Source organism: Methylocella sp., assembly GCF_041905455.1.
Lineage (GTDB): Bacteria > Pseudomonadota > Alphaproteobacteria > Rhizobiales > Beijerinckiaceae > Methylocapsa.
The window spans coordinates 17,152-31,968 of record NZ_JAYRLA010000019.1 but is presented as its reverse complement, the minus strand read 5'-3'; the positions used below and the strand labels follow the sequence as shown (position 1 = coordinate 31,968).

General features: G+C 69.0%; 20 protein-coding genes. 1 reads left to right on the top strand and 19 read right to left on the bottom strand.

Features of this window, described 5'->3' with window-relative positions:
- Positions 1-3 precede the first annotated feature (3 nt).
- The 19 genes from ACE3OG_RS14115 to motA form a co-directional block, all read right to left on the bottom strand.
- Complete coding sequence (locus ACE3OG_RS14115) at positions 4-621, bottom strand: hypothetical protein (protein ID WP_374309733.1); 618 nt, start codon at positions 619-621, stop codon at positions 4-6.
- Complete coding sequence (fliF, locus tag ACE3OG_RS14110) at positions 618-2,264, bottom strand: flagellar basal-body MS-ring/collar protein FliF (RefSeq protein WP_374309731.1); 1,647 nt, start codon at positions 2,262-2,264, stop codon at positions 618-620. Before fliF ends, ACE3OG_RS14115 begins: the two co-directional genes overlap by 4 nt.
- Positions 2,265-2,382: 118 nt before the next feature.
- Positions 2,383-3,261, bottom strand: coding sequence for a flagellin (locus ACE3OG_RS14105; protein ID WP_374309729.1), 879 nt, complete (start codon positions 3,259-3,261; stop codon positions 2,383-2,385).
- Positions 3,262-3,438: 177 nt separating this feature from the next.
- Complete coding sequence (gene fliP / locus ACE3OG_RS14100) at positions 3,439-4,179, bottom strand: flagellar type III secretion system pore protein FliP (protein WP_374309727.1); 741 nt, start codon at positions 4,177-4,179, stop codon at positions 3,439-3,441.
- A gap of 2 nt (positions 4,180-4,181) precedes the next feature.
- Positions 4,182-4,676: a flagellar basal body-associated FliL family protein gene (locus ACE3OG_RS14095; RefSeq protein ID WP_374309725.1), complete on the bottom strand. Its 495-nt coding sequence runs from the start codon at positions 4,674-4,676 to the stop codon at positions 4,182-4,184.
- Positions 4,677-4,726: 50 nt separating this feature from the next.
- Entirely contained in the window at positions 4,727-5,446 is a 720-nt protein-coding gene (gene flgH, locus ACE3OG_RS14090) for a flagellar basal body L-ring protein FlgH (RefSeq protein ID WP_374309723.1), read from the bottom strand.
- Positions 5,430-5,987 carry a MotE family protein gene (locus ACE3OG_RS14085; protein ID WP_374309721.1) on the bottom strand — a complete coding sequence of 186 codons (558 nt, stop codon included), beginning with the start codon at positions 5,985-5,987 and terminating at the stop codon, positions 5,430-5,432. The genes flgH and ACE3OG_RS14085 overlap by 17 nt, the downstream gene beginning before the upstream one ends.
- Before the next feature lie 87 nt (positions 5,988-6,074).
- A complete protein-coding gene (gene flgI / locus ACE3OG_RS14080) occupies positions 6,075-7,196 on the bottom strand; it encodes a flagellar basal body P-ring protein FlgI (protein ID WP_374309719.1) in 1,122 nt (373 codons plus the stop codon).
- Entirely contained in the window at positions 7,193-7,651 is a 459-nt protein-coding gene (gene flgA, locus ACE3OG_RS14075; RefSeq protein WP_374309717.1) for a flagellar basal body P-ring formation chaperone FlgA, read from the bottom strand. The genes flgI and flgA overlap by 4 nt, the downstream gene beginning before the upstream one ends.
- Before the next feature lie 4 nt (positions 7,652-7,655).
- Positions 7,656-8,444, bottom strand: coding sequence for a flagellar basal-body rod protein FlgG (flgG, locus tag ACE3OG_RS14070; RefSeq protein WP_374309715.1), 789 nt, complete (start codon positions 8,442-8,444; stop codon positions 7,656-7,658).
- A 19-nt stretch (positions 8,445-8,463) separates the two neighbouring features.
- Positions 8,464-8,766 carry a flagellar hook-basal body complex protein FliE gene (locus ACE3OG_RS14065; protein ID WP_374309713.1) on the bottom strand — a complete coding sequence of 101 codons (303 nt, stop codon included), beginning with the start codon at positions 8,764-8,766 and terminating at the stop codon, positions 8,464-8,466.
- Complete coding sequence (flgC, locus tag ACE3OG_RS14060; RefSeq protein ID WP_374309711.1) at positions 8,763-9,185, bottom strand: flagellar basal body rod protein FlgC; 423 nt, start codon at positions 9,183-9,185, stop codon at positions 8,763-8,765. The genes ACE3OG_RS14065 and flgC overlap by 4 nt, the downstream gene beginning before the upstream one ends.
- Before the next feature lie 2 nt (positions 9,186-9,187).
- On the bottom strand, positions 9,188-9,568 hold the full coding sequence (gene flgB / locus ACE3OG_RS14055; RefSeq protein ID WP_374309709.1) for a flagellar basal body rod protein FlgB: 381 nt from the start codon (positions 9,566-9,568) through the stop codon (positions 9,188-9,190).
- A 62-nt stretch (positions 9,569-9,630) separates the two neighbouring features.
- Positions 9,631-9,996: a hypothetical protein gene (locus ACE3OG_RS14050; protein ID WP_374309707.1), complete on the bottom strand. Its 366-nt coding sequence runs from the start codon at positions 9,994-9,996 to the stop codon at positions 9,631-9,633.
- 56 nt (positions 9,997-10,052) lie between these two features.
- A complete protein-coding gene (locus ACE3OG_RS14045) occupies positions 10,053-11,132 on the bottom strand; it encodes an EscU/YscU/HrcU family type III secretion system export apparatus switch protein (RefSeq protein ID WP_374309705.1) in 1,080 nt (359 codons plus the stop codon).
- 15 nt (positions 11,133-11,147) lie between these two features.
- The gene (locus ACE3OG_RS14040; RefSeq protein ID WP_374309703.1) at positions 11,148-12,176 is read right to left on the bottom strand and encodes a flagellar motor switch protein FliG; all 1,029 of its coding nucleotides are present in this window, start codon (positions 12,174-12,176) and stop codon (positions 11,148-11,150) included.
- Position 12,177: 1 nt separating this feature from the next.
- Positions 12,178-12,504: a flagellar motor switch protein FliN gene (gene fliN, locus ACE3OG_RS14035; protein ID WP_374309701.1), complete on the bottom strand. Its 327-nt coding sequence runs from the start codon at positions 12,502-12,504 to the stop codon at positions 12,178-12,180.
- A gap of 28 nt (positions 12,505-12,532) precedes the next feature.
- Entirely contained in the window at positions 12,533-13,471 is a 939-nt protein-coding gene (locus ACE3OG_RS14030) for a flagellar motor switch protein FliM (protein ID WP_374309699.1), read from the bottom strand.
- A 3-nt stretch (positions 13,472-13,474) separates the two neighbouring features.
- On the bottom strand, positions 13,475-14,356 hold the full coding sequence (gene motA, locus ACE3OG_RS14025; protein ID WP_374309697.1) for a flagellar motor stator protein MotA: 882 nt from the start codon (positions 14,354-14,356) through the stop codon (positions 13,475-13,477).
- 11 nt (positions 14,357-14,367) lie between these two features.
- On the opposite strand from motA, the gene ACE3OG_RS14020 reads away from it, so the two are divergent.
- Positions 14,368-14,805 (top strand): lysozyme inhibitor LprI family protein, encoded by a 438-nt coding sequence (locus tag ACE3OG_RS14020; RefSeq protein WP_374309696.1) that lies wholly within the window; start codon positions 14,368-14,370, stop codon positions 14,803-14,805.
- Positions 14,806-14,817 lie beyond the last annotated feature (12 nt).

Below are 14,817 nucleotides of genomic sequence, written 5' to 3'. Positions count from 1 at the left end.
GCCTCACTCCGTCGCCTGCGCCAGGCTGCGCCGAAACGCCTCAAACCGCGATTCAATCAGCGTTCGGCCGCAGACGACGCGTGCCTCGGCCGTCGCGTCAGGAACGAAATCCAGGCCGGCGGCGTCCTCGCCGAGCGCAACCCGCAGCGCCTCGAGAAGATCGGCCGGCCCGGACGCCGTAATGAGCGGGCTTCCCCGACGCAAGGCGGCGCGCGCGGCGCCGGAGAGCTCGTCCGCCACGCGCGCGGCGATCGCGGCGTCGAGCGCCGGACGCAGCGACGCAGCGACGCTTTCGCGCAAATCATCCTCGATTCGCGCCAGCGCCGCCTCGAGCCGCGCGGCGAGCCGCTCCCCCTGCTCAAGGACCCATGTCGCGCGCGCCTCGGCGAGCCGGCGCTCGAACGCCTGCTCGCGCGCGAGCAGGGCCGCCTCATGCTCGCGCGCGGCTTCCTCGCGCCCCGCCGCGCGCCCGGCTTCGCGCGCCTCGTCGAGGTCGGCGGCGACGTCTTTCTCCTCAACCGCCTCCTCGGGAAGTTCCGCCGGCGCCGCGGCCTCGGCCGGCGCGCTGCGAAGCGGCGCGCCGAAGCGCGCGAGATAATGGGAGACGGGGCGCGGCCTCACACGAAATCTCCCTGATGCATCCACTGCTTGAGAATGGCGGCGGCCTGCTCTTCGTCGAATTCGACGATCTGCTCGAGCCGTCGTTGCGGCGAACGGCGCGGCGCGCTGGTCAGATCCTCGATCAGATTGACCTCAGGCTGCCCGCTCCAGCCGGGAAGCTGCGGATCGGCCGGCGCCGCTGCGGGCTCGGGAACGGAGAAGCTTTCAAGCGCCGCGAGCTCCGAGGTTTCGGCGGGGGCGGGGCTCGCCATGATCGCCCGCGCGGCGGGACGAAGCCCGAACCAGATGAGCAGCAGCGCGACGACCAGAATGGCGCCGGCGTTGAGCACGTTGCCCGACTGCCTTAGCAGCATCTCGGAAAGCGCCGGCGGCGGCTGCGGTTCGAGGTCGCGGCCGGCGTCGATGAAGTCGACGGCGGAGATCTTGATCGCGTCGCCGCGCGCGAGATTGGCCCCGGCGGCGGAGGCGACGAGCTGGCGCAGCTCCTCGATCTGCCGTTCGAGCGCCTCCGGCGCGGGAGCCCCGCCCGCCGGCGGCGCGAGGCTCGCCCGGTTGACCAGCACGGCGACGGAGATGTTCTCGAGCGCGTAGCCGCCGCTGACGGTGTTGATCGTCTTGGAGGAGACCTCGTAATTCGTCAGCTCCTCGCTCTTCTTCGACTCCTCGCTCGACTGCTTGCCGTCGTCGGCCTTGACGTTCTCCTGCGGCAGGTTGCGCTCGACCGTCGCCGGCGACTGGTTGACGCTGTTCTGCGAGGACTGGTTCTGCTTCGTGACCTTCACCGAGCGCTCGACGCGCTGGTCCGGGTTGTAGATCGTCTCGTTGGTCTGCTTCTTGTCCGTGTTGAGGCGGGCGGCGACGCTGACCTGGAAATTGCGCAGGCCGAGATAGGGCGTCAGCGTCTTGCGAATGTTGCCGACGATCTCCTGCGACACGGTGCGCTCGAGCGTCAGCATGCCGCTCGGCCCGGATTCGGCGAGGTCGGCGCCCGAGGCCAGCAGCACGCCTTCCGTGTTGAGGACCGTCACCTGCTCCATCGGCATTCCGGGCACGGCCGAGGCGACGAGATGGCGAATCGCCCTGGCCGCGCCGACGTCGTCGGCGGACTCCGCGCGGATCACCACCGAGGCGGAGGGCGGCTCGCGCGTGCGCCGGAACGAGCCCTCGTCCGGCATCACCACATGCACGCGCGCGGCCTTGACCCCGCGCATCAGCTGGATCGTGCGGGCGAGCTCGCCTTCGAGCGCCCGCACCCGCGTCACCTCCTGCATGAAGGTGGTGAGGCCGAGCGAGCCGAGCTTGTCGTAAAGCTCGTTGCCGGCGTTCGAGCCGTTGGGCAGACCCTTCTCGGCGAGCAGCATGCGGGCGCGCGCCGTCTCGCCGTAGCGCACGAGGACGGCGTCGCCCTCGGCGTTGACGTCGAACGGCATGTCCGCCTCGCGCAGCGCCGCCGCTATGCGGCCGACGTCCTGGCGGTCGAGGCCGGTGTAGAGCGTCTCGAGCGCCGGCCGGCTGAGGAAATAGCCGGCGAGGCCGGTCATGGCGAAGATCGTGACGCCGATCATCGCGAGGGCCGCGAGCCGCCGCGAGCCGAGCTTGAGCAGGTTCGCCCAGATCTGTTCGACGTTCTTCTGTCCGATCATGCGGCGCCCCAAACGCTATCCTTCGGAGGAGCCTAGCCGTCCGAGCTTGCTTCAGCGTTGCAAATGGAAAGGCCGCGCCCTCACGGACGCGGCCCCTCGCCGGACGAAGCGGATCCCCTTACTGGAAGAGCTTCAGGATCAGCTGCGAGTTCGAGTTCGAGATGCTGAGAGCCTGGATGCCGAGCTGCTGCTGCACCTGCAGGGCGGCGAGCTTGGTCGCGGCCTCGTTCATGTTGGCGTCGACGAGCGAGCCGACGCCGGTCGTCAGCGAGTCGCTGAGATTCGAGATGTAGGTCTGCTGGGTCGACAGGTTGGTGGTCGTCGCGCCGAGTTCGCTCGCCGCGGTGGTCATCGCGCTGATCGCCGCTTCGACGTCCTTCAGCATGTTGGCGATGTCGCCGGCCGTCGCCGTGCTCACGTCGAGGGTGAGGATCGAGGCCGTCGCGTAATTCGTTCCGTTGGCGCCGAGGATGCCCGAGGTCGCGCCGGTCGTGGCGTCGAAGAGCGCCGTCTTGGTCGTGTCGACGCTGAGGAAGCTCACGCCGTTCGTCGTGTCGTAGGACGCCACGAGATTGACCGTTCCGCCGGTCGTCTCGAGGAAGTTGACGCCGTTGAACGTCGACGAGCCGCCGATGCTGATGAGCGAGGCCTGCTGGGAGGCGATGGCCGTCTGGATCTTGGCGAGATCCGCGTCCGCGGAAGAGGCGGAGACGAGATTGTTCTTGATGTTCTGAACCACCGTGATCGCGCTGTTGATGGCGCTCGTCATGGTCGACACGAGCGAGGAGCTCTCGGACAGCGCGTCGGACACCGCGCCGAGCGCGCCGACGTTCGACTTCATCTTGGTCGCGATCGACCAATAGGCGGCGTTGTCGGCGGCGGTGCTGATGCGCAGGCCGGTGGAGATCTGGTTCTCCGTCTTGGAGAGGGATTCCTGCGTCTGCGTCAGGGAGGCGAGCGCCGTCATCGCGGAGGTGTTGGTCAGAAGGCTCGACATGGGATGTCCCTTGGAGTTTGCGTCATCGGGGGGACATACCGGATTTGCGCCGGTACGACAGGGCGGCCTGATGCCTTTAGATGTCTGTGAAAGATCCAACCTGTCGTGACGTCTCTTGTAGCGCCGCAAGCTTGCGCAAGGCTTAAGCCAATCGGCTAAAAAGCCGCGCGACGCGCTTCAGACGTAGGATCTGACGAGGCTGCCGATCAGAAGGTTCCAGCCGTCGACCAGAATGAAGAAAAGGACCTTGACCGGCAGCGCGATCACCGACGGCGGCAGCATCATCATGCCCATCGACATCGTAAGGGTGGAGACGATCATGTCGATGACGAGGAACGGCAGCGCGATCAGGAAGCCGATCTCGAAGCCGCGCCGCAGCTCGGAGATCATGAAGGCGGGAACGAGGCTGCGCAGCTCGCCGGGAGCGGCCGGCGGGCTCTTCGACGCGCCGCCGGCGAGATCCTCGAACAGCTTCAGATCCTTCTCGCGCACATGCGTCAGCATGAACTCGCGGAACGGCTCGACGATCTTGCCGACCGCCTCCTGCTCGGAGATCCTGTTCTCCATCAACGGCCGCAGCCCGTCCTCCCACGACCGCTCGAAGGTCGGCGCCATGACGTAGAAGGTCATGAACAGGGACAGGCTGACGAGGATCAGATTGGCCGGCGTGCTCTGCAAGCCGACGCCCGAACGCAGGAACGACAGCGCGACGACGAAGCGCGTGAAGCTCGTCGTCATGATGAGCAGCCCCGGCGCGACGGACAGCACCGTCAGGAGGCCGACGAGCTGGATGACGCGCCCGCTCGCCGCCTGGCCGCCGGCCGGCAGGAGGGCGTTGAGGTCGACCGCCTGCGCGCGGGCCGCCTCGGGCGCCGCCGCCGCGACGGCCGCAAGCAGGATGATGAAAGCAAGCCGCATCTTCACTGCACCACCAGAGTCTGAAGGACGAGCTCGCGCACGCGCCCGTTCGAGCGCACCGCGGCCCGCTCGTTGAGGTCCTCGCGCAGATGCCGCAGACCGTCCGCGCCTGCGAGCTCCGCGAGCGAAAGCGTGCGCACGAAGCCGAGGACGTCTTCGGCGATCTGCGCCGCGAGGACGTCGGGCCTCGCCTCGCCGGGGCCGTCGATCACGATCGACGCCTGGATGCGCGCCCACGCGGTCGGCGGATCGGCGAGATTGGCGATGATCGGCGGCAGGTCGTAGAGCGCGGCGGTCGGCGCCGGCGCGGGCTTCGCGGCGCTTTCGCCCGCCGCCTGCGCGCGCGTCGCCTCCCGAGCGCGCAGCCATCCGCCGAGGGCGCCGCCGCCCGCCGCCGCGGCGAGCGTCAGCCCGGCGAGCGCGGCGGCGAAGACGGCGAGCGACGGCTCCCGCCGCGGCGGGGACTGCGATTCGATCCGCTCGAGATCCGCGCCCATGACGCTCTCCGGATGTTGCGCTGGCCGCGCGGCCCGTCGGGCCGGAGGCTCTAGAGCGGCTTGAAGCGGTCGAACAGCTGCTGGCCCCAGGCCGGCTGCTGCACTTCCATGATCCGGCCGCGGCCGCCGTAGGAGATGCGCGCCTCCGCGATCCTGTCGTAGGAGATGGCGTTCTCCTTCGAGATGTCGCGCGGGCGCACGATGCCGGCGACGTTGAGCAGGCGCAGCTCAAAATTTACCCGCACCTCCTGCGAGCCGCTGATGATCAGGTTGCCGTTCGGCAGCACGTCGGTGACCACCGCGGCGACGGACAGGTTGATCTTCTCGGAACGGTCTGTGCCGCCCTTGCCCGCGGCCGAGGTGGAGGAGTTCGCCTCATATTCGGGCTTCCACTCCCAGCTGTGGCTGTTGACGTTGAACTTCCAGTCGACGTCGCCCTTGACCGCGGCGTCCAGCGAACGGTCCGTGGCGGCGCCGAAGGTGGCGCGGTCGTTGATCTGGATGTTGACGGTCAGCACGTCGCCGATCTTGGCGGCGCGCGGATCGCTGAAGATGTCGGCGCGCGCGCCGCTCCAGATCGAGCCCGTCGGCAGTTTCGGCGAGGGCAGGAACAGGGCGCTCGCGGTCGGCTGCACCTCGGTCATGAGGCCGGTTCCGACAGGGCTCATCAGCGGTTCGCGGCCGATCTCGCGGATGTCGCCGGCGCAGGCGCCAAGGCAGAGCGGAGCGAAGATCGCGAAGACGCGGCGCATGTCAGGATTTCTTCTCATCCATCGCCTCCGGCCCGGACAGCGAGCGGACGAGGCGGGCGGCGCGGCCGGCCTCCATCTCGTTGAGGATCGCCCCCGAGGCGCGCGGCGCGAGCCGCGCGAGGATCGCCGCGGCGGCCGGCTCGTCCATCGCCGCGAGCTGCGCGGCGGCGGCCTCCGGGCGCATCTTGGCGTAGATCGTCACCACGCCGTCGGCCGCCTGCTTCAGCATGTCGTCGCGCTTGCGCAGCCAGGCTTCATACTCCGCCTTTTTGGCGTCGAGCTCGGCGATGCGGCGGCGGATCCGCTCCTCGAGCTCGGCGAGGCGGCGCGTCTGCCAGGCGACGCGCGCGTCGCCGAGCGCCGCGGCGTTCGCCCCGCAGAACTGCTGGATGTCGGCTCCCACGCCTGGCTGCTCGGCGCGCGCGGGCTCCGGCTTCTTCGGCTCCGCGGCGGCCGGCGCGAAGGCGAGGAGAGCGCCGAGGACGACGACGCCTCGCCCGAGAGAAGGCGCGGGCGCGCCCTCGCGCTTCGAATGTCCGACGGCGCCTGTTCGGCCCATGCTGTCACCTGCGTTTGCGGAAGACGTCCCGCCTGATGCCTCAATGGCCGAGCTTGGCCGCTCGCGCTTGCCCGGGGCTGGCCGACGCTACTGGACGACGAGCTCGGCTTGCAGCGCGCCCGCCGCCTTGATCGCCTGCAGGATGGCGATGACGCCCATCGGCTTGAGGCCGATGCGGTTCAGCCCGCCGATCAGCTCGCGCAGGCTCGCGCCGTTCACGACGCCGATGTGCCCGCCCTGCTGGAAGGTGTCGATGTCGGTGCGCGGGACGACGACGGTGCGCCCGTTCGAGAAGGGCGCGGGCTGCGACACCTGCGGCGTCTCGGCGACGCGGACGTTGAGGTTTCCGTGCGTCACCGCGACGGTCGAGATCCGCACGTCCTGCCCGATGACGATCGTGCCGCTGCGCGAATCGACGACGACGCGGGCGGGCGCGTCCGGCTCGACGGCGAGATCGCCGATTTCGGCCATGAAGCGCGTCGTTCCGAGGCCCGGCGGCTTCAACAGCGTGACCGCCGTCTGGTCTTTCTCCTGCGCCGCGCGCCGCCCGTAGCGGCGCATGGCGAACCGGTTGATGACGTCGGCCATCCGCGCCGCGGTGTTGAAGTCGGGGTTCTTCAGGACGAGGGTCAGCTCCCCGATGTCGCGCAGCTTTATCGGCGCCTCGCGCTCGAGGAGGGCGCCGTTCGGAATATGGCCCGCGGTGGCGACGTTCTGGGTGATCGTCTCCGCCTGGCCCTGCACCGCGAAGCCGGCCACGGACACCTGTCCCTGCGCCATGGCGTAGGTCTGCCCGTCGATCCCGTTCAGCGCGGTGAGCACCAGCGTTCCGCCGTAAAGGGACGTCGCGTCGCCGAGCGAGGAGACGGCCACGTCGAGACGCGCCCCGGGCTGCGCGAAGGCCGGCAGCTCGGCGGTCACCAGCACCGCGGCGACGTTGCGCGTGCGCAGCGCGATCTGGCGCACGTTGACGCCGAGGCGGTCGAGCATCGACTGCAGCGCCTGTTCGGTGAACACGGAATTGCGCAACGTGTCGCCGGAGCCCTGCAGCCCGACGACGAGGCCGTAGCCGACGAGCTGGTTCTCGCGCACGTCCTGAAGATTCGAGACGTCCTTGATGCGCACCCCGGCGAGGGCGCGCGGACAGGGCGGCGCGCCGCAGGCGAGGACGAGCGCGGCGAGGAGAACGAGAAGGGCGCGCGGCGTCATTCGCCGCCGATCCGGACGGAGCCGTCGGCCTGCGCCGCGCCCGAGATGACGAGGCCGGTCTCGATATTGCGCAGCGACACGACGTCGCCGACGCCGCCGTCCTGCAGCGCGAGCGCATAGGCCGCGATCGAAAGCCCGCCCTGCTCGTAGACGACGCGGACCTTCGCGCCGTTGGCGACGACCTTCGGCTCGGCGACGGCGTTCGCGGGGATCGCCGCGCCCGGAAGCAGGGTGCGCCGCGCGACCTTGCCGACGAGCGCCGCCCTGCTCGTCGCCGGCTTGATCCTGACCAGCGCCGGAGAGCCGAAGTCGCGCTCGCCGAGCATCTCGTCCTTCACGACCTCGCCCGGATAGACGGTGACGTTCGGCGTCGGCAAAAGATAGGGCTCGGCGACCGCCGGACCCGCTGCCGCGAAGACGGCGGCGAACAGCGCGGAAACCTTGTCGCTGGCCATGGTTCTACCCCATGTTCTTGGAGACGGTCGCCTCCATCTCGGAAGCCGCCTGAATGACCTTCGAGTTCATCTCATAGGCGCGCTGGGCGGAGATGAGGTCGGTGATCTCCTTCACCGGATCGACGTTCGAGCTTTCGAGATAGTACTGGCTGATCGTCGCGAAGCCCGGATCGCCCGGCACGCCGACGACGGGCGCGCCCGACGCCTCGGTCTGGCGGTAGAGATTATTGCCGACCGGATTGAGGCCCGCCTCATTGGCGAAATTGGCGAGGCTGATCTGGCCGAGCTGCTGCGGGGCGGTCTGGCCGGCGATCGTCGCCGAGACGAGGCCGGACTGGCTCACCGTCACGTCGAGGGCGTTGGTCGGGACGATCATCGTCGGGCTGACCACATAGCCGTCGGACGTGACGATCTGGCCCGTCGCGTTGGTGTTGAAGGCGCCGGCGCGCGTATAGACCGTCTCGCCGTTGGCGTCGGTCACCTGGAACCAGCCTCGCCCGTTCAGCGCCCAGTCGAGCTTGTTGCCGGTGTTGGCGAGCGAGCCCTGGATATGCAGGTTGCGGATGGAGGCGGTGCGCACGCCAAGGCCGAGCTGGGCGCCCTCGGGGATCGTGTTGCTGGCGCCGCGGCTCGACACGCCCTTCAGCCGTTCGGTCTGATAGAGCAGGTCGGTGAATTCGGCGCGCGCGCGCTTGAAGCCGGTGGTGTTGATGTTGGCGATGTTGTTGGCGATCACCGACACGTTGAGGTCTTGCGCGGCCATGCCGGTCGCGGCGATGGAAAGGGCCTTCATGTCGTCTCCTCGCGCGGCGTCAGATGGCCATCTGGGTCAGGGACTGGTAGGCGGCGACCGCCTTGTCGCGGATGGCGATCGCCGTCTGCAGCGACTGCTGCGCGTTCATCACCGATTCGACGACCTCCTGGACCGAGGCCTTGCCCTGCAGGCCGAGGATCGAGGTCGCCTCCGCCGTCCTGAGGCCGTCGGCGGCCGAATTCGCGACGCCGGCGAGCGCGTCGGAGAAGCTTGCGCCGGAGAGGGCGGAAGAAGGCGCGGCGGGCGCCGGACGCGAGACGGGCGCCAGCAGCGCGCCGGCGAGGGACAGGGCCTCAATCATGACGAACTCCTCAGAAGGTCGATGGTCATCGAGGCGAGATCGCGCGTCTGGCGGACGATCTGCAGATCAGCCTCATAGGATCGGTTGGCCTCGCGCAGGTCGGCCATCTCCATGATCATGTTGACGTTGGGAAGCTTGACGAAGCCCTTTTCGTCGGCCGCCGGATTGCCCGGATCCTGCTCGACGCGGAACGGCGAGGAATCGACGTCGATCCCCTGCACCTTCACGAGGTCGACTCCCGAGGCGCGGTCGAGCTCGCTCGCGAAGGTGATCGTCTTGCGGGCGTAAGGGTCGGCGCCCGGCGTCGAGCCCGTCGACTGCGCGTTGGCGAGGTTCTCGGAAACGACGCGAAGCCGCGCCGACTGCGCCGCGAGCCCCGAGCCCGCGATTCTCAGGGAGGCCTCCAGTGGATCGATCATGCTCAACCCTTCACGCTGCTCATCAGCATCTGGTGGAAGGCCCTGGCGACGCCGGCGTTGAGCGAATAGGCGCGGTTGACCTCGCCGGCCTTCATCATCTCCCGCTCGAGGCTCACGCTGTTGCCCGAATGCGCGATCTCCCAAGGGGACTCGTCCTTGACGGCGATCTGGTCGAGCGCGAGCGGATCGAGGCCTATGTGCCCCGGATCGGTCGCCGCCATATGGATCGAGGCGTCGTTGAACACGTCCTCGAAGGGCGTCACGTCGGCCGCCCTGTAGCCGGGCGTGTTGGCGTTGGCGACGTTGGCGGCGAGCGTCGACTGGCGCGCGACGAGCCAGCGCGCCTGCTGCGAGGAGAGTTCGAACAGGTGGATCGGTTCCATCGCCGGAGCCCCAGTAGGTCTGACGGCTCAGGTTTACGCGCCCCGCCTTGCTCCGGGCTGGCTCAGCCGACGCGCGCCTTGTTCAGCGCGGCGCGAAGAAGCGCGGCGCAGTCGGCGTCCTCGCCCTGCGGCTCGAGGCGGCGCAGGGCGACGCGATGGCCGGCGCCGTCGAGGCGAAGCGTGAAGGCGGCGCGCAAGCCGTCGAACTCGAATTTCAGGTCGAGCGAAACCGTGGGCGGCGCGCCCCAGTCGAGGCTGTAGCCGGCGTCGAAGGCGTAGGCCATGGCGCCCGGCGTGAAAAACGGCTCGATCGAGGATTCGACGACGTCGCGCAGATTGGCGAAGCGCTCAAGCCGGATGAAGGCGACATAATCGGCGGGATCGACGAGACGCAGCTCGGCGGCGAGCGGTTCGAGCGCCTCGGCCAATATCTGCTCCGCCTGCCTCGCCGCCCCAGAGCTCCCGCCCGCCATCGCCTCGCCTCTCATCTCGCCGCCGTCCGCGCGGCGCTCCTCGCATAGAGATAATGGATCAGCTCCGCCACGGCCTTGTAGAACTGCGGCGGGATCGGCTGGTCGACCTCGACCGCGTCATACATGGAGCGCGCCAGCGCCTTGTCCTCGACGACCGGAATCGAATGGCGCTCCGCCGTCTCGCGGATCTTCAGCGCGATGAGGTCCTGGCCCTTGGAGAGGACCAATGGCGCGCCGCCCTCCTCCTTCACATAGCGCAGGGCGATGGCGTAATGGGTCGGATTGGCGATCACCAGCGTCGCCTTCGGCACGGCGGCGATCATGCTCTTGCGCAGGCGGTCCTGGGCGAGCGAGCGCAGCTTGGCCTTGCGGATTGGATCGCCTTCGGCCTCCTTGAACTCGTCCTTGATCTCCTGCTTGGTCATCCGCATGCCGCGCCGCCATTGCACGCGCGTCCAGACGAGATCGGCGACGAGAAGGACGACGCTCGCCGCGCAGACGACGGACAGGAGCTTCGTCGCGACGGAGAGGATGAGCTCGGGCAGGGCCTCCTGCGAAACGCCCATGGCGTCGACGATCTTGTTCCTGCCCCAGTTCAGGACGGATGCCGCGATGGCGCCGATCGAACCCAATTTGAATACGCCCTTCAGAAACTCCGCGAGGCTGCGCGCGCTGACGAGACGTTGCCAGCCTTCCTTTAAGGAAACGCGGCTGAACTTCGGTTCAATTCGAGCGAACACGACGCGCGGCGAATTCTGCAGCGCGCCGGCGAGAATCCCCGCCGCGGCGAAGACGGCGAGCGGCGGAATAAGAATCTTGAACGTCTCCCAGGAGACGAGGGCGAGCAGCGTCGCGGCGTCCGCGCCGCCGCGCAGCGCGAAGCCGCCGGCCCCGTCGAGCAGGCGGCGCAGCAGCAGGTCGGCGGAGGCGATCATGCTCCTGCCCAGAAAGACGCAGACGAGCAGCGCCGCCGCCGCGCAGGAGAACAGCGCCGCCTCGCGCGAGAGGGGCGTCTCGCCGCGCTCCAGCGCGTCGTTGATCTTCTTCTCGGTCGGCTCCTCCGTGCGGCTCTCGCGCGAATCGTCTGACATGCGCCCTCAACGCCCTCACTCGTAAAGCTCGTCCTCGTCCTCCGCCGAGGCGAGCTCGATCTCGCCGGAATTGGAGAGCTCGAGGGCGGTGTCGGCGATCATGCGCCGCGCCTTCAGCACGTCGCGCTGCAAGGCCGGGCCGCCGCTCGCGAGCTCGCTGTCGACGATGCGCCGCGCGCGCGTCGCAAGGCTCGAGAGGATGGCGTCGCGGAACCCTGCGTCGGTGCCCTTGAGCGCCAGCACCACGAGCTCGGTCGGAATCTTGTCGAACAGCACGCTGCGCGCCTTGGGCTGCAGCTTCACGATGTCGTCGAAGGTGAACATCAGGCCGCGCAGCGTCTCGGCCGCCTTGGGCCGCGCCGTCGCGAGGGCCTGCATGACGTCCTCCATCTGGTCGCGCTCCATCTTGTTGATGATGTTGGCGACCCTGACGTTGTGCTCGCTCCCGCTCTGGCGCGACACGTTGGAGAGCAGATCCTCCTGCAGCTGCGCCTGCACGAGCCGCAGGGCCCCCTCCGAGACCGGCGAGACGCCGAGCAGGCGGCGGGCGACCTCGTTGCGCAGGTCGCGCGGAAACAGGCCCATCGCCTTGGCCGCGCAAGCCGGCGCCACGCGCGACAGGACGAGCGCCGCGGTCTGCGGATGCTCCTTCGCCAGATAGGCGGAAAGGACCGATTCGGGCGCGTTCGACAGACGCTCCCACACCGCCTCGTTGGAGGCGCCGGTGACGTCCGACATGACGTCGGCGATCTGCTCGGGGGGCAGCACGCCGTCGAGCATCTGCTCGACCTCGGCGGGCGAGCCGAGCAGGTCGACGCCGCGCGCGAACTGCGCGGCGAACGCCTCGACCAGCGCCTCGAGCGTCGGCGAGGGGACGACGCCGAGATCGGCGACCGAGCGGGTGATCTGCTTCAGCTCGTCGACGTCGAAATGCTTCAGCAGGCGGCCGGCGAGCGGCTTGCCCATGGCGAGCAGAAGCGCCGCCACCCTCTCCGGCCCGCGCAGCAGCCGCTGGCCCTGCCCCTGAGCGATCGCGGCGGCCATGTCAGTCGCCGGCCCCGGCGGGACCGACGATCTCCGTCAGCGAGACGCCGAAACGCGAGTTGTCGTCCTCGACCACGACGATCTCGCCGCGCGCGATGACCCTGCCGTTGACCACGACGTCGACCGGCTCGCCGACCCTGTGGTCGAGCGGAACGACGGCGCCGCGCCCGAGCTTGAGAAGTTGCGAGACCGGCATCGAGGCGGAGCCGAGCACCACCTGCACGACCACCGGAATGCGCAGGATCGTCTCGAGATTGGGCCCCCCCGTCCGCCCGGCCGCGGGACGTTCCCCATCCGCCTCATGGGCCGAAATTTCACTCTCCGACATACGCCCCCTCCCCGATCGCCGGCCCGCCTCAGCGCGAGATCGCCTCGTCGATGAGCTGCTGCTCGCGGCTCACCGATTCGTCGACCCGCAGCGTGTAGAATCCCTCGTCCTGGCCGAGATCGCACCAGAACAGCGGCTCGCAGTTGCATTCGAGCCTGATGCGCGTTCCCGCCGTCGCCTTGAGGCGCAGGATGCCGCCGACCTTCAGCTCGGCGATGTCGGCGAGGGTGAAGTGGCGCTCCTCGATCAGGCCGCGCACCTCGACCTCGGCGCGGCCGATCTCCTCCTCGATCTGGCGCGTCCAGGCCGGATCGCGCACCGCCGTCTCCTCGGACAGGCTGCGTCCGAGCTGCTGGCGCACCGAGTTCAGCGCGGCCTGCGGGATCAGCACGAACATCTCGCCATGCCGGCCGAGCACGCGCAGCCTGACCCGCGCGACGACGCCGAAGGCGTTGCGCGGCGCGATCGCCGCGAAATCGAGCCGCGTCTCGACGCGTTCGAGCTTGAGCGCGGCGTCGTTGACGGCGGCGAAGGCCGACTGCAGGCCCCGCCCGAACAGCTCCAGAATTTTCTGCGCGAGGCGCAGCTCGAGGCTCGAGAGCTTGCGCGCCTCGGCGTAGGGCGGCTCGCCGCCGTCGCCGCCGAACAGCGCTTCGGCCAGGGTGAAGAGAAAAGCGTGGTCGAGGCCGATGAGGATGCGCGCGTCCCAGGCCTGCGCGTGAAAGACGCCGATCGCGGCGTTGTTCTCGTGCGCGTCGAGCACGTCGCCGACGCGGCGGGCGAGCACGGAGTCGACCGAGAAATAGGCCGGCGGCGCGCAGAGCGGGCGCAGCGCCTCCGAACATTGCGCGGCGAAGCGGTCGAGCACGACATGCAGCATCGGCATGCGGTCGATCGAGATGCCGGGCGCGTCGAGCAGGCGCTCGGAGCCGTTGACGACGCCCTGCGCGCCTTTCAGCGTGGTCATGGGTCAGGCCGCCTCCCGCTGCGCGGCCCGCGAGCCGCCGGACACGGTTTCGTTTTCGACCATGTCGATCGAGGGCCGGTCATGCGCGGCGATGGTCTTTCGCCCGTGCTCCAGCGCGATCTGCGGCATCGCGCCGTTCATGAAGGCGAGCAGGGTCTGCTTGACGATGACGTAGAGGCGCCCGCGCACCGCGCGGTTCACCTTGACCTTGTGGGCGAGCGGGGCGACGATTCCGTAGGACACGAAGATGCCGGCGAAGGTGCCGATCAGCGCCGCGCCGATGAGCCCGCCGAGAATCTCCGGAGACTGGTCGAGCGCGCCCATCGCCTTCACGACGCCGAGCACGGCGGCGACGATGCCGATCGCCGGAAGCCCGTCCGCGACCGCGGTCAGCGCATGATAGGGCTTCAGCTTGTCGTGCATGACGGTTTCGAGCTCCTCGTCCATCAGCGCCTCGATCTCATGGGCGCGCGCGTTGCCGATGATGATCAGGCGGCAGTAGTCGCAGATGAAGGTGGTGAGCTCGGCGTCGGCGAGGACCTTGGGAAAATTCTTGAAGATCGCCGATTCGGCGGGCGTGTCGATGTGCTGCTCGACCTCGCTGCGCGCCTTGCCGCGCATCTCGCGCATCAGCGTGTAGAGCACGCCGAGCACGTCGAGATAGTCGCGCTGCGCGGGCTCCCGGCTCAGCACGGCGTCGCGGATCGCCGCGCCCGTGTCCTTGATGACGGCGAGCGAATTGGCGATGATGAAGGTGCCGAGCGAGACGCCGAGGATGATGACGAACTCCCACGGCTGAAAGATCACCGCGAGATGCCCGCCCATCGCGGCGAAGCCGCCGAGCATGCAGCCCAGCGCCACGATCGTTCCAATCAAAAAGGCCAAGGCAGCCCCCGATGCCCCCGACAATCTTGGGAAAATTCTTAACGAGCCGGCCTTGTCCCTGGCTGGACGCCGCCGTCGCGCTCGCGGCCGCGCTCGCCCTGGGCGGGCCCGCGCGCGCCGAGTTCGCGAGCTTCGACTGCGCCAAGGTCGAGCTCGACGCCGAAAAGACGGTCTGCAAGGTCGACGCGCTCGGGGCGCGCGACGTGAAGATGGCCGCGCTCTACCAGGTGCTGCAGGGCGCGCCGAGCGCATGGAGCGGCATGGCCTGGCGCGAGTTCCGCGACGCCCAGCGCGATCTTCAGGCGACCTGGGCGGCCAAGACGCGCGACGCCTGCGGAGCGGACGTCTCCTGCCTCGAGCAGGCCTATGACCGGCGCATCGAAGAATTGTCCTCGACCATCGGCAAGAGCCTCGGCCTCACCTATGGCCGCATGTGCGACGCGCCATAGCCGTTTGTCCAA